General features: G+C 53.2%; 13 protein-coding genes and 1 tRNA gene. All 14 read left to right on the top strand.

Going from position 1 to position 14,605, the window contains the following annotated elements:
* Positions 1 to 6: 6 nt before the first annotated feature.
* The gene (gene bioF, locus Q4526_RS04725; protein WP_215975751.1) at positions 7 to 1,191 is read left to right on the top strand and encodes an 8-amino-7-oxononanoate synthase; all 1,185 of its coding nucleotides are present in this window, start codon (positions 7 to 9) and stop codon (positions 1,189 to 1,191) included.
* Entirely contained in the window at positions 1,188 to 2,759 is a 1,572-nt protein-coding gene (bioC, locus tag Q4526_RS04730) for a malonyl-ACP O-methyltransferase BioC (RefSeq protein WP_215975752.1), read from the top strand. Before bioF ends, bioC begins: the two co-directional genes overlap by 4 nt.
* Positions 2,756 to 3,436 (top strand): dethiobiotin synthase, encoded by a 681-nt coding sequence (gene bioD, locus Q4526_RS04735; RefSeq protein WP_215975753.1) that lies wholly within the window; start codon positions 2,756 to 2,758, stop codon positions 3,434 to 3,436. The genes bioC and bioD overlap by 4 nt, the downstream gene beginning before the upstream one ends.
* Positions 3,437 to 3,668: 232 nt before the next feature.
* On the top strand, positions 3,669 to 3,899 hold the full coding sequence (locus Q4526_RS04740) for a hypothetical protein (protein WP_215975754.1): 231 nt from the start codon (positions 3,669 to 3,671) through the stop codon (positions 3,897 to 3,899).
* Positions 3,900 to 3,910: 11 nt separating this feature from the next.
* Entirely contained in the window at positions 3,911 to 4,801 is an 891-nt protein-coding gene (locus tag Q4526_RS04745; RefSeq protein ID WP_215975755.1) for a putative metalloprotease CJM1_0395 family protein, read from the top strand.
* A gap of 195 nt (positions 4,802 to 4,996) precedes the next feature.
* Positions 4,997 to 5,176: a DUF3094 family protein gene (locus Q4526_RS04750; RefSeq protein WP_215975756.1), complete on the top strand. Its 180-nt coding sequence runs from the start codon at positions 4,997 to 4,999 to the stop codon at positions 5,174 to 5,176.
* Between the two features lie 122 nt (positions 5,177 to 5,298).
* Positions 5,299 to 5,375, top strand: a tRNA-Met gene (locus Q4526_RS04755).
* A 347-nt stretch (positions 5,376 to 5,722) separates the two neighbouring features.
* Complete coding sequence (gene rimP, locus Q4526_RS04760; protein WP_215975757.1) at positions 5,723 to 6,178, top strand: ribosome maturation factor RimP; 456 nt, start codon at positions 5,723 to 5,725, stop codon at positions 6,176 to 6,178.
* A gap of 41 nt (positions 6,179 to 6,219) precedes the next feature.
* Positions 6,220 to 7,701, top strand: a complete 1,482-nt coding sequence (nusA, locus tag Q4526_RS04765; RefSeq protein WP_215975758.1) for a transcription termination factor NusA — start codon at positions 6,220 to 6,222, stop codon at positions 7,699 to 7,701.
* Between the two features lie 65 nt (positions 7,702 to 7,766).
* Entirely contained in the window at positions 7,767 to 10,496 is a 2,730-nt protein-coding gene (gene infB / locus Q4526_RS04770; RefSeq protein ID WP_215975759.1) for a translation initiation factor IF-2, read from the top strand.
* A gap of 75 nt (positions 10,497 to 10,571) precedes the next feature.
* Positions 10,572 to 10,955 carry a 30S ribosome-binding factor RbfA gene (rbfA, locus tag Q4526_RS04775; RefSeq protein WP_215975760.1) on the top strand — a complete coding sequence of 128 codons (384 nt, stop codon included), beginning with the start codon at positions 10,572 to 10,574 and terminating at the stop codon, positions 10,953 to 10,955.
* Positions 10,955 to 11,902 carry a tRNA pseudouridine(55) synthase TruB gene (truB, locus tag Q4526_RS04780; RefSeq protein WP_215975761.1) on the top strand — a complete coding sequence of 316 codons (948 nt, stop codon included), beginning with the start codon at positions 10,955 to 10,957 and terminating at the stop codon, positions 11,900 to 11,902. The genes rbfA and truB overlap by 1 nt, the downstream gene beginning before the upstream one ends.
* A gap of 122 nt (positions 11,903 to 12,024) precedes the next feature.
* Positions 12,025 to 12,294, top strand: a complete 270-nt coding sequence (gene rpsO / locus Q4526_RS04785) for a 30S ribosomal protein S15 (RefSeq protein WP_215975762.1) — start codon at positions 12,025 to 12,027, stop codon at positions 12,292 to 12,294.
* A 105-nt stretch (positions 12,295 to 12,399) separates the two neighbouring features.
* Positions 12,400 to 14,547 carry a polyribonucleotide nucleotidyltransferase gene (gene pnp / locus Q4526_RS04790; protein WP_215975763.1) on the top strand — a complete coding sequence of 716 codons (2,148 nt, stop codon included), beginning with the start codon at positions 12,400 to 12,402 and terminating at the stop codon, positions 14,545 to 14,547.
* The last annotated feature ends 58 nt before the right edge of the window (positions 14,548 to 14,605 follow it).

The raw sequence follows: 14,605 nt of genomic DNA on the forward strand, positions 1-14,605 counted from the left end.
CCTCACATGAACCCGTTTGAACAACATCTGGCGGCGGTGCTCGACGAGCGCCGCGCGCTCAGTCGCTATCGCGTACGCCCTCATATCGAGTCGCCGCAAGGTCCCGACTTGGTGGTGGACGGCAAGGTCTATACGGCCTTTTGCAGCAACGATTATCTGGGGCTAGCCAACCATCCCGATGTGGTATCAGCGATGGCTCAGAGTGTCGGTCAATGGGGTGTGGGCAGTGGAGCCTCGCACCTTGTGTGTGGGCACAGTGCCGAGCACCACGCACTGGAGCAAGAGCTGGCCGCCTTTTGTGGTCGCGAGCGCGCACTGGTGTTTTCCACCGGTTTTATGGCCAACTTGGGCGCCGTGACGGCCTTGGTGGGGCGCGGCGATCACATTCTGCAAGATAAGTTAAATCACGCATCGCTGCTCGATGCGGGCCTATTGAGCGGCGCTCGGTTTAGCCGTTTTTTGCACAGCGACCTAAACTCTTTGCGCGCCCGCTTGGCGAAAGCTGACACTGGCCGCACCTTGGTTGCGGTGGATGGAGTGTTCAGCATGGATGGCGATATAGCCCCGCTGCAAGAGCAAGCTGCGCTCGTGCGAGAGCATAACGCCTGGTTGATGGTGGATGATGCCCACGGCTTCGGTTGCCTGGGGCAAGGTGGCCGAGGCACCACGGAGTTGTTGGGACTAGATGCCCAGGATGTGCCAGTGTTGATGGGGACCCTGGGTAAGGCGCTGGGCACTTTTGGGGCCTTTATTGCTGGCTCCGACACTCTGATTGAAGCTCTGATTCAGTTGGCGCGCCCTTATATTTATACAACGGCGCTGCCGCCTGCCGTGGCGGCCGCCAGCCGCCGCAGTTTGCAGTTGGTGACTGACGAACCTTGGCGCCGGCAGCGCTTGGCTGAGTTGATCGCTCAGTTTCGCGCCGGTGCGCAAGTGCTTGGCTTGCGCTTGATGCCCTCGGAAACGGCAATTCAGCCGATAATAGTGGGCGCTGATGCCGATGCTCTAGAGATGTCTTTTCAATTGCGTCAACGCGGCTTTTGGGTCAGCGCGATTAGGCCGCCCACTGTCGCCGAAGGCAGTGCGCGCTTGCGGGTCACCCTGACCGCGTCGCACACCCACCAGCATGTAGAGGGACTACTGCAAGCATTGGCCGATATTCTGTCCGACCCATCCAAGGCTTCGTCGTGATTGCGCCGCAAATTTATCCCGCTTATTCGACTGCTGGTGCTAGCCCCATTGTGCTTCTTCACGGCTGGGGTTTTTCTGCGGCCAGCATGGCGCCATTGATTGAGCCTTTGCGCCAAGTGAGAGATGTCTGGTGTGTCGACCTGCCGGGTTTTGGAGATCAGCCCAGCCTTGAGTCTTTCGATGTGGATTCGCTGATGGGGTTTCTGGCTGAGTGCTTGCCGGTCAAGGCCTGCCTGGTGGGGTGGTCTTTAGGTGGTGTATTAGCGCTGACTTATGCTGAGAGGTTCCCCGCGCGGGTTGATGCTGTGGTTAGTCTTGCGGTCAATGGCAAGTTTGTCGCCAGTGCCGACTGGCCCGAGGCCATGGAGCGCAAGGTTAATCGATTGTTCAGTCACGGCTTTGCCGCCGAGCCCACGGCGACGTTAAAACGTTTTTGTGGCTTAGTGGCGCAGGGCAGCTGGGATGAGCGCGCCCGCTTGCGCAGCCTGAGAGCACTGATGCAACTGCCGGAGTCCGGGCAACTGCCTAGTTGGCGGGCCGGGTTGGAGCTATTGAGTAAAAGTGATTTGCGCTTGGTGTTGCACAACTTAAATCTGCCGTGTCTGCACATTTTAGCCGAGGGCGATGGTTTAGTGCCCGCTTCGGCGCAGCAGGACTTGGGCGGTTTAAATCGCCTGCATCGGGTGGAATGTGTGGCAGATGCAGGCCATGCCGTACACTGGGATCAGTCGGCTTATGTAGCGCAGCTGATCACAGCCTTTTTGCTGCCGGCGGGGGCTGGATCTCAGCCGAGTCAACTCGATAAGCGCTGGGTGGCGAAATCATTTTCACGCGCGGCCGCCAGCTATGATTCGGCGGCGCGGCTCCAGCGGCAAGTGGGTGAGCGCTTGCTTACACGCTTGCGTTCATCAGCCGGCCCGGTGATTGATTTGGGTTCAGGTACCGGTCACTTTCTGACTGAGCTCAGGCAGCTCAACCCTGGCGCCGAACTGCTGGCGCTGGATATTGCTGAGGGCATGTTGTCCCACTCGCGCCGCTGCCAGCGTCCTGCCGATGCCTGGCTGTGTGCCGATGCCGAGGCATTGCCCTTTGCCGCTGGCAGTATCGATACCTTTTTTTCCAGTCTAGCTATTCAGTGGTGTGAAGATCTACTGCAATTGTTTTCTGAGTTGTTACGCAGTTTGCACCCGGGTGGTCAACTTTGCCTATCAACGTTAACCGAGGGCACCTTGTTGGAGCTCACACGGGCTTGGCAGGCGGTCGATGGCTATGTGCACGTTAATCATTTTGTCACTGTTGATGTGCTGCGCGAGGCGTTGCTCGGGGCGGGTTTCGTCGATATCAATATTCAGCAAGAGCCGGTTGTGTTGCACTGCGCTAGTTTGCGCGAGCTGAGCACAGAGCTCAAATCACTCGGCGCGCACAACGTGAATACCGGCCGGCCCAAGGGGCTGACCGGGCGTATGCGTTTGGCGAAACTGGAGGCGGCCTATGAGCGCGAGCGCACAGTATCCGGGCTGCCAGTGACCTACCAAGTTTGCTATATACAGGCATATAAACCGCAATGAATCACTACTTTGTCACCGGCACCGATACCGATGTCGGCAAAACCCAAGTAGCTTCGGCGCTGCTGCATTTGGCGGTAAAACAAGGGCTGTCCACGGCGGCGTCGAAACCGGTAGCTGCCGGGTGCGACATGACGCAGGTGGGCCTGCGCAACGACGATGCGCAAACTTTGATGGCGCAGTCCACCCAGGCTTTACCGTATGAGACGGTAAATCCGGTGGCCTTGGCTCCACCCATTGCCCCGCACATAGCCGCCCAGCAAGCGGGCATTGAATTGAGTGTCGCGAGCTTACTGCCGCGAGTGCAGCAGGTGCTGGCAGGGCAGGCAGATTTTGCAGTGGTTGAGGGTGCTGGTGGTTGGCGGGTACCGCTCAGTGAAACGCAAACGCTGGCTGACCTGGCGCAAGCGTTGCGCCTACCTGTGATTTTGGTGGTGGGTATACGTTTGGGGTGCATCAGTCACGCCCTGTTAACTGCCGAGGCAATCGAGCGCGACGGGCTAACACTGGCCGGTTGGGTGGCCAATATCATCGACCCCGACAGCGCCTGCATCGCTGACAATATCGCCACCTTAAAGCGCCGATTATCGGCCCCGTGCCTGGGTGAGGTGCCTTTTTTACCCGAGCCTAATGCAGCGCTAATAGCGCACTATTTGTCGCTGCCAGAAGTGGCGAGTTAACCCCCCATTTTCTCTATTGGTCTTCTTGCCGCGTCCTGTTTTTATAATCACAAGTGCTTTAATGCTAGGTTTTTAATGCAAAGCAGTCTTACCTGAGTAATTATCAACCCCACTTTTGATTGTTTTTTGTACGCACTAGGGGCTAAAATAAAGAATAAGTGTCGCTAAGTTTTGAACAATTGCGATCTGTGGTTGGATAAAACCATTATTACATATGGTTTGAGAGGTGTTTATGGACGTTGGCTCCGTGGTAAATCAAAGCCTGATTGGCCTGCAAAGCTCGCAAACTGAGATTGCTAAATCTGCTCAGCAGGTGGCGCAGGTTGCGCAAGGCGATCAGACGCAAGGCGTGGTTGAGCCCTTGATCAACATTCAAGCCCAGCAACAAGTCTTTGATAGTAATGCGCGAGTGCTTGAGGCGGCTGACGAAGCCATCGGCACCCTGCTCGATACCAAAGCATAAGGGCCCGCGCTGTGATTAACTCACTTCCCTCCAATTTTGCCAACGCTGTGACGCCTTATGCGCCACTGGGGCGGCAAGCTGTGAGCGAAGAGAGTACAGAATTAAAATCCACCAGTTTTAAACCGCTGGAGGAGAGCGCCGCTTCGGCTCGTGGTGCCAATGAGCGCTCACCCGAGCAGCGCCCGGGTGAGGTGGAAGAGCGCGAACGAACTCGTATCAACGGTGAGTCTGCCGAAGGTGATGCTGAGCAAGAGGAGCGCGATACCGATGAGGGGGAGGCGCTTTCTCGCAGTGAGCGCCGCGAGCTAGAGCAGCAACAGGAAACAATTCGTGAGCTGGCTGCTCGCGATCGTGAAGTTCGCGCCCATGAGCGCGCCCACGCGGCTGTAGGTGGGCAGTACGCCGGTGCCCCTAGCTATCAGTACGAGCGAGGTCCCGATGGTGTCAGCTATGCGGTATCGGGTGAAGTTGGAATCGATGCCAGTGCTGTGCCGGGCGATCCCCAAGCGACGTTGGATAAAGCCGAACAAGTCCAGCGCGCCGCATTGGCTCCCGCTGAACCTTCTGCCCAAGATCGCCGTGTGGCAGCCCGGGCCTCTCAGTTGGCTGTAGAGGCACGCGCTGAGATTCAGGTGCAGCAGCGAGAAGAGCGTCGGGTTGAACAGGAGGCGGCGGCCGAGGCTCGTGAGCAGCAATCAGAGCAAAGCTCAGTGCAAGGTGCAGAGGAAGACACTAGTCAGGTGCGTGAAAGTCAGGCCGAGGAGCAACAGCGGCGCGAGGAGCGCGCTCGTGAATTTGCCGAGGCGAGTGCACGCAACATTGATATTAATCGCCGTTTAATCGAGATCGGTGTGATTGAGCCGCCGTCGAGTAGTGGCGCGTTGCTGAATCAGCGAGTTTAACGTCGCCCCAAAAGACTTATGCCCATCGGTAGGCTCCCAGGTTCCTGGGTAAAAGTTATCCTGTAGTCTTTATTCCCTTTAATTGTTCTTCATTTCTGTTACTTAGTGGATCGTGCTTCTGCGGGCGTGAGTTTCTGGTTCATTGCTGGTAATCTTTGAAATATAAATCGAACAACCCCTAAAGGTGAAACAGCAATGGCGAGTAAGTTATCGGCAGAAGATCAGGCGCGTGTGGATAGCGTATTGCATCGTGGTGTGAACAGCACTGAACGCAAGCCGTTTAAGGTCTGGACATTGTTTGCTTTTCTTTTGATGGTGTTAACGGTGATGAGTTTGTTTAGCTTCTATATAGCTTGGCGCCACGGGGTCGTTTGAGTCGGTTCAGTCGTTTAGTTGCAAACAATTAAAATTAAACGGAATTTCCCCTTGACCGATAGCAGTCCCCTCCCTATAATGCGCGTCCTCGGTTAGGGCAAAGCCCGACACTGAGTTGCGAATGCGGGGTGGAGCAGCCTGGTAGCTCGTCGGGCTCATAACCCGAAGGTCGTTGGTTCGAATCCAGCCCCCGCTACCAAATTTAGATTTAATAGCCTTTGGTTGTTAAGTCGCTACTGTTAAAGTAGCAGTGCCACAGCAGGTGGCCCCCGGTGAGAAATTGCTGGATTCAATGGCGCAGGTCGTCTATCGTGATGACTTAGCCAAGCTCCACATCGTTGTGGATGCGACCTGAGGCCCCTGCATGGGGCTTTTTTGTATCTGAAAGATGGTGGAGTGCCACTACTGCAAGTTTCGAACTTGCAGTCATCAGTATTAAAGTGGGCCTCTAGGCCCATTTTTTGTTTGTAGCGTCTGTGTGCGAGAGCTGGCGCTGTCGGTAACCACGGGCATCACCCTGCTGGTTAAAGCTTCAGGATTTGAATTATGGCGTCGAAAGAACAGCAGTTGGTGGACTTATTTACACCGACCGTCACCGCTTTAGAGTGCGAGCTCTGGGGGGTTGAGTATATGACCGGCGGGCCGAAAAAAATCCTGCGGGTGTATATCGATGCTGAAAAAGGCGTCATGCTGGAGGATTGCGAAAAAGTCAGTCGTCAGCTAAGCGCCTTAATGGATGTAGAAGACCCAATTGCCGGAGAGTACACGCTTGAAGTGTCTTCGCCGGGTATGGATCGCCCGTTGTACACACTTGAACAATTTAAACAATTTGTGGGTAGTGTTGCTGCCGTCAAGTTACGCATCGCTTTTGAAGGTAGACGAAAATTTAAAGGTGTAATTAGCGCCGTTGAAGAGAATGACGTCGTGCTGGTAGTCGATAACGAAGAGTACCTACTGCCGATTGAATCTATCGATAAAGCAAATATTGTCCCCCAGTTCTGATCGAAAGCTCGATCTGCTGCAGGAGTTGAAGAGGCTGACTCATGAACAAAGAAATTTTGCTGGTCGCTGATGCCGTTTCTAACGAGAAAGGTGTCGACAAGGACGTGATCTTCGAGGCCATTGAAAGTGCCTTGGCGATGGCGACCAAAAAGCGATTTGACGAAGACTCCACTATCGATGTAAAAATCGATCGCACCACGGGTGATTATATTACTCATCGCAGTTGGGAAGTCGTGGCCGATGATGTGCTGGCCGAGCTGGGCACCCAGTGGACCACGCAAGAAGCGGCGGAAGTGGATGAGAGCTTGCAGATAGGTGACGTTTATCGCGAGCAAATCGAAAACGTTGAGTTTGGTCGTATTGCCGCCCAAACCGCCAAGCAAGTTATTGTGCAGAAAGTGCGTGAAGCTGAGCGCGCCCAGATGGTGGATGAATACCTCGACCGCGTTGGCGAGCTGGTTAACGGCACCGTTAAGAAAGTCACCCGCGACAGCATTATTGTCGATTTGGGCAACAACGCCGAAGCGTTATTGCCGCGTGATCAATTGGTTGGGCGTGAAATCTTTCGTATGGGTGACCGCGTGCGCGCTCTGCTGCAAGATGTTCGTTCCGAGTCTCGTGGTCCGCAACTGTTCTTGAGCCGCTCGTGCCCAGAAATGTTGGTTGAGTTGTTTAAGATTGAAGTGCCGGAAATTTCGGAAGGCATTATTGAAATGCGCGGCGCAGCCCGTGACCCTGGCTTACGTGCCAAGATTGCGGTGAACACCAATGATGGCCGTATCGACCCAGTCGGCGCTTGTGTTGGTATGCGCGGTTCGCGTGTACAGGCTGTTTCTAACGAGCTTGGCAATGAGCGAGTTGATATCGTCCTTTGGGATGATAACCCAGCGCAGTTTGTTATCAATGCCATGTCTCCGGCTGAAATTGAATCGATCGTGGTTGACGAAGAAGCCAACTCGATGGACTTGGCCGTCGGTGAAGACAATCTGGCGATGGCAATTGGTCGCGGTGGGCAGAATGTTCGCTTGGCTTGCGAGCTCACCGGGTGGGACATCAACGTGATGAGCACCGCAGAGTGGGAAGAAAAGCAAGAAGCCGAAACCGGCGGTTACATTCAGGTGTTTATTAATGCATTGGATGTGGATGATGATATTGCTCAAGTATTGGTAGAAGAAGGCTTTACCAGTATCGAAGAGGTCGCTTATGTACCTCTGGAAGAAATTGCTTCCATTGAAGGGTTTGATGAAGACGTTGCCGATGAGCTGCGTGCACGAGCCAAAGATGCTCTGCTGACACAAGCCCTGGCATCAGAAGAGCAGCTCGAAGGTGCAGCTCCTGCAGATGACCTGGTGGCGATGGAAGGCATGGACCGCGAATTGGCGGTGAAGATGGCAAGCCGTGGCATTGTGACCATGGAAGACTTGGCAGAGCAATCCATCGATGAATTACTCGATATTGACGGTGTTGATGAAGAGCGCGCGGCGGCATTGATTATGAAAGCCCGCGAGCCCTGGTTTGCCTAAATCCACACGTTAACGACGTGTAGACGTGTGAGCTAGAAGGCAAAATTTACAACTGAGGAAATAGAATGGCAGAAGTAAAAGTAAGCGAACTCGCCAAGTCAGTGGGAACTCCCGTTGAGCGACTGCTTAAACAAATGCAGGAGGCAGGGCTCAATCATACCGCTGAAGATCAGATTGTTTCTGATGATGAGAAGCAACAATTACTCGCCTATTTGAAAAACAGCCACGGCGAGTCGGCCAGTGAGCCTCGCAAGATTACGCTGAAGCGTAAAACCACAACCACCTTGAAGGCGGGCAGTGGCAGCGGTCGCAAAACGGTCAATGTTGAAGTGCGTAAAAAACGCACTTACGTTAAGCGCAAGCCGACTGACGACGCACCTGAAGTAGATGAAAATCTGCTGAGCGAAGACGATGCTCAAGAGCAAGAGATTGCTGAAGTTGAGCCCGTTGTTGTGGCAGAAGAAGTTGCGCCTACCCCAGAGCCTGAGATTGAAGCTCAGCCGGAGCCTGAAGTTGAGCCGGAGCCTGAAATTGAGCCCGTTGCACAAGAAAGCTCGGAGGAGGCGGAGAAGCCTGTCCCTGCAGAGCCGGTGCGCAGTTCATTTGTGGACGATGTTGAAGAGAAGCGTCGCGCCGCACAAGAGCGTCGCCAAGCCGAAGAAGCCGCTCGCGAGCAAGAATTGAAAAAAGCGCGAGAAGAGCAAGCCGCTGCTGCGGAAGCGTCGAAAAAATCTAAGCAAGAAGCTGCTAAGCCAAAGCCTGCCGCAAAGCCTGTGGCAGAAGCGCCGGCGCCTAATAAGCCCGACACCAAGCACGGTCGCAAGAAAGACAAAGGCCGTGGCAATTTTGACGAAGATGAGTCGCCGCGCACTAAGCGCTCTAAAGGCAGCAAGAAAGGTATGGGCCCGAAAAAGTCATCCAAAGCAGATTTGTATGAGCTGGCTGATGACGATATGGATCAGGCGTTTATGCAACGCCGTCGGGCCGCCCGGGCTGCGCACAAAGCCTCTAACCAGCACGGCTTTAAAAAGCCAACGCAAAAAAGAGTGCACGAAGTAGAAGTGCCAGAAACCATTACCGTGTCAGACTTGGCTCAGCGCATGAGCATCAAAGGCGGTGAGGTTGTCAAGCAACTGATGAAGCTGGGCGTTATGGCCACGATTAATCAGCCGCTCGACCAAGAAACCGCGCAACTTGTGGTTGAAGAGCTAGGACATAGTGCACGCCTGGTCAGTGAAAACGATATTGAAACCAACCTGGAGCAGCATGTTCAGCTTGAGGGTGAAGAGCAGCCGCGCGCGCCAGTCGTCACCGTTATGGGTCACGTGGACCACGGTAAAACGTCACTGCTGGATTATATTCGCAAAGCGAAAGTTGCCTCGGGCGAAGCCGGTGGTATTACTCAGCACATTGGTGCTTATCGTGTGCCTACCAGTCACGGTGAGGTTGCGTTCCTAGATACCCCGGGCCACGCCGCGTTTACCGCCATGCGTGCTCGTGGTGCTCAGTGTACGGATGTGGTTATTTTGGTGGTGGCAGCCGATGACGGTGTTATGCCACAAACCGAAGAGGCGATTACCCACGCTCGCGCCGCTGGCGTGCCACTGGTGGTTGCCATCAACAAGTGTGACAAAGAAACAGCCGACCCAGACCGCGTGAAAAACGAGTTGGTCGCTAAAGAGGTGATCCCGGAAGATTGGGGTGGTGACATACAGTTTATTGAAGTGTCAGCACACACCGGCGTAGGGGTTGATGAACTGTTGGAAGCGGTATCACTGCAAGCTGAACTGCTTGAGTTGAAAGCCGTTGCCGATGCACCCGCTCAAGGTGTTGTGGTTGAATCGCGAGTTGATAAAGGCCGCGGTGTGGTTGCCACATTGCTGGTACAACAAGGTACTTTGAATCACGGCGATCTGGTACTGGCTGGTCAAAGTTATGGTCGCGTACGCGCGGCGATGAACGAAATGGGGCAGCAGGTTAAGCACGTAGGACCGTCGTCACCGGTAGAAATTTTGGGTTTGGATAACGCACCGAGTGCGGGTGACGAATTTGTGGTTCTGGAAGACGAGCGCAAAGCCCGAGAAGTAGCTGAGTTCCGCGCTGAGAAAGAACGCAAAGAGCGTATGCAGCGTCAGCAAGCCGCTAAGCTGGAAAATATGTTTGCCAATATGGATGGAGGCGAAACTAAAATTCTGTCGGTGGTTGTGAAGGCTGATGTACGCGGTTCCCTGGAAGCTATCTTGGCCTCTTTGGCTGATATTGGTAACGAAGAAGTTGAAGTTCAGGTGATCTCGTCGGGTGTGGGTGGTATTACCGACAACGACATTAACCTGGCGATGACGTCCAATGCCATTGTGATTGGTTTTAATGTGCGCGCATCGGGGGCAACACGCCGTCTGGCCGAGCAAGAAAGCATTGAAATTCGTTACTACAGTATTATTTACCAATTGTTGGACGATGTGAAAAGTGCATTGTCTGGCATGCTGGACCCAGAGCGGGTGGAAGAGATTGTCGGTATTGCCGATGTGCGTGAAGTGTTTAGCTCACCTAAGTTTGGTCAAGTGGCTGGCTGTATGGTGACCGAGGGTACCGTGTATCGCAATAAGCCAATTCGCGTTCTGCGTGACAACGTGGTGATCTTTGAAGGTGAGCTCGAATCTTTGCGTCGCTTTAAAGATGATGTCGCCGATGTTCGCAACGGTATGGAGTGTGGTATCGGTGTGAAGAACTACGACGTTAAAGTTGGCGATCAAATCGAAGTGTTTGAAGTAAAAGAAGTCGCTCGCGAGCTGTAAAGCGCCGAGTGCTTTCGCAATGCCTCGGCGTATAATGCGTCGGGGCATTGTCGTCTCTAATTGACAGGAATTAAAATGGCCAGAGAATTTTTTCGATCAGATCGTGTCGGCGATGCCATTCAGCGGTATCTGGCGAATATGATTCAACAGGAAATTCGCGACCCCCGCGTTGGTATGGTTAATATCAACGGCGTTACGGTTTCCCGCGATATGGCCTACGCCAAAGTATTTTTTACTTTGGTCGGGGGCGATCAAGCCGAAGGGCTTGCCAGTGCCGATGTGTTGAATAAAGCTTCAGGCTTTTTGCGTTCACTATTGGCTAAAGAATTGAATATGCGCAGTGTGCCAAAACTGCAATTTAAGTATGACCATACCTCCGTGCGGGGGCAGGAACTGTCGTCCCTGATTGATAAAGCAGTGGCGGAAGATCGGGCCAAAGGAAGTGACGAGGACGAATAATGGCGCGCAAAAGAAAAGGCCGCGCCATTGATGGTGTGCTGTTGCTAGATAAGCCCTTGGGGGTTAGCTCCAATCACGCTTTGCAGCATGCAAAGCGTTTGTTTTTTGCCGCCAAGGCTGGGCATACCGGCAGTCTCGATCCGTTGGCGACAGGTGTATTGCCTATCTGTTTTGGCGAATCGACCAAGTTTTCGCAGTTTTTGCTCGATGCAGATAAGAACTATCGAGCTACTTTTGTTTTGGGTGAGAAAACCACCACTGGTGACGCCGAAGGAGAGGTGCTGGAAAGCGTTGATGCCTCAGCCTTAACAAAGCCAAAGGTGGCCAGTGCCATGACTCAATTTCTGGGTGAAATTGATCAGGTTCCCCCCATGTACTCGGCACTGAAAAAAGATGGTCAGCCACTGTATAAGTTGGCACGTAAGGGTGTTGAAGTGGAGCGTGAGGCTCGTCAGGTGGAAATTCTTGAGTACGATCTGTTAGCTTTTCGCCCTGGGGTTCGCGCCGAGGTGGATGTTGAAGTGCATTGCACCAAGGGAACCTATATCCGCTCTATGGCCGAAGACTTGGGTGAGGTTCTTGGTGTAGGTGGGCATGTCAGTGCCTTGCGCCGCACCTTCACCGGTGGTTTTGACGAGACTCAGTGCATTAGCCTGGAGTCGCTGAGCGAGGAGCGCGGTGAGGGCCGGGCCGAAACTCTGGACCACCACCTACTGCCTGTCGATGCACCAATCGATCATTTAGCTTCGGTTGAGTTGGGCGCCGACGGCAGTCACTTTTTCCGTATGGGTAATCCGGTTATGGACGCCAAGGTCTATCGCGCGGGCGAAGAAGGTGATATGGTGCGTGTCTTTTGTGAAAGTGGACAATTTTTAGGCGTTGCCACCATTGAAGAGGGGCGTGTGGCGCCCAAGCGGCTGGTTGCCAATCGCAACACCGCAAGTTAACCGAATTTGCCGCCAACGGCGGTAAACCCACCTGCGCAAGCGGGTGTACGCAGTCTGGCCTACCTGTAAATATGCACGGGTACGGCTGTAAATGTATGGCATATTGTAATGAGGAAATGATCATGGCACTAAGTGCACAAGAGAAAGCTGAAATTGTAAAAGAGTATCAACAAGCAGAAGGTGACACTGGTTCACCGGAAGTGCAAGTAGCCCTGTTGACCCACAACATCAACAAGCTGCAAAACCACTTTTCCGGCCACAAGCAGGATCACCACTCCCGTCGCGGTTTGATCCGCATGGTAAACCAGCGTCGTAAGCTGCTGGACTACCTGAAAGGGAAAGATACCAGCCGTTACGCGTCTTTGATTCAAAAACTGGGTCTACGCCGCTAGTTGCAAAAGTGCCCGCATTTGCGGGCACTTTTTTGTTGAATATCTGTATTTGAGCCCAAAAGCTGCGTAGAACAACGCAACATCAGGTAAGTAAAGGATAGAAGAGTGAATCCGATTATTAAGAAATTTCAATATGGTGACGCCACTGTAACACTGGAAACTGGCCGTATCGCGCGTCAGGCCACCGGTGCAGTGATGGTGACCATGGGTGAAACATCCGTTTTATGTACCGTGGTTGGCGCTAAAGAAGCCAAGCCGGATCAGGCATTTTTCCCGCTGTCTGTACATTATCAAGAAAAAGCCTACGCCGCCGGTAAGATTCCCGGTGGTTTCTTCAAGCGCGAAGGTCGTCCGTCAGAGAAAGAAACCCTAACCTCTCGTTTGATCGACCGCCCTATTCGTCCGCTGTTTCCCAATGGTTATATGAACGAAGTACAGGTTGTCTGTACCGTTATGTCGACCTGTAAAACAGTAGATCCGGACATTCCAGCTATGATTGGTACCTCGGCAGCTCTGGCTGTTTCGGGCATTCCGTTTAGCGGCCCGATTGGTGCGGCACGTGTTGGTTATACCCAAGATGGTGGCTACCTGCTGAATCCAAGCTACGAAGCTTTGAAGACTTCTGAGCTGGATATGGTTGTTGCCGGTACCTCAGATGCAGTATTGATGGTTGAGTCAGAAGCCAATGAACTGCCCGAAGATATTATGTTGGGCGCCGTACTTTATGCTCACCAAGAAATGCAATCAGTCGTTCAAGCCTGCGCTGAATTGGCACGTGATGCCGGTAAGCCGCAGTGGGAATGGCAGCCAGAAGCTGTTAACGCTGAATTACAGGCATCACTTGAGCGTGAATTTGCCGACTCCATTGGTGTGGCTTACCGCATCACCGACAAAGCGAAGCGCTACGATCGCCTGTCTGAGTTGCGCAGCCAAGCCATTGCGGAGCTTGCCAAAGACGGCAGTGACGTAAATGATGACGACGTGAAAAAAGCCTTTGGCAAACTGGAAAAATCCATTGTGCGTACTCGCATCGTCGACGGCGAGCCTCGCATCGATGGCCGCGATCAGAAAACTGTTCGCGCCATCGAAGTTGAAGTGGGTGTATTGAATAAAGCACACGGTTCGGCGCTTTTTACCCGTGGCGAAACTCAGGCATTGGTTGTATCAACCTTGGGTAATGCCCGCGATGCACAAATCATTGATGCCCTGGAAGGTGAGCGTAAAGATCCTTTCATGCTGCACTACAACTTCCCTCCTTATTCAGTGGGTGAATGTGGTCGTATGGGCGCTACCGGTCGTCGCGAAGTGGGTCACGGTCGTTTGGCCCGTCGCGGTATTGCTGCGGTATTGCCAGATCAAGAGGCTTTCCCTTACACCATGCGTGTGGTGAGTGAAATCACTGAATCTAACGGCTCGAGCTCAATGGCTTCCGTTTGTGGTTCGTCGCTGGCACTGATGGATGCTGGTGTACCTTTGAAAGCCCCTGTTGCCGGTATTGCCATGGGCTTGGTAAAAGAAGGTGAAAAGTTTGCTGTTCTGACCGATATCCTCGGTGATGAAGATCATCTGGGTGATATGGACTTTAAAGTGGCAGGTACCTCTTCGGGTATTACAGCGCTGCAAATGGACATCAAGATCGAAGGTATTACCGAGCAAATCATGGAAATTGCTCTGGAGCAGGCACTGCATGCACGTCTGCATATCCTGGGCGAAATGAACAAAGTGATTGCCGTGTCGCGTGAAAGCGTTAGCGACAACGCCCCACGTTTTGAAACCATCAAAGTTCATCCAGACAAGATTCGCGACATTATCGGTAAAGGTGGCGCTACCATTCGCGCTATTACCGAAGAGACTGGCGCGTCTATTGATATCGATGACGATGGTACCGTTAAGATTTACGCCAGTGAAGGCGATGCCTTACGCGCTGCGGTTAACCGTGTCGAAGGTATTACTGCTGAGGCTGAAATCGGTGCAATTTACGAAGGTACTGTAGTGCGAATTGTCGACTTCGGTGCGTTTGTGAACTTCTTGCCGGGTAAAGATGGTTTGGTTCATATCTCGCAAATCGCTGAAGAGCGTGTTGCCAGCGTTGGCGATTACCTGAAGGAAGGCGAAGTGGTTCGCGTTAAGTGTCTTGACGTTGACCAGCGCGGTCGTATTAAACTGTCGATCAAAGAAGCAAAAGCGGAAGAGGGCGGTGCTGATGCACCCGCTGCAGAAGCTCCGGCTCAAGAAAGCAGTGAAGAGTCTTAATCTCGGTTAGTTGTGAATTAGCCTTCGAGTTAAGCAAAAAGGCCCGGCAGTGACTGCC

The organism is Gilvimarinus sp. 2_MG-2023 (assembly GCF_030547685.1).
Lineage (GTDB): Bacteria > Pseudomonadota > Gammaproteobacteria > Pseudomonadales > Cellvibrionaceae > Gilvimarinus.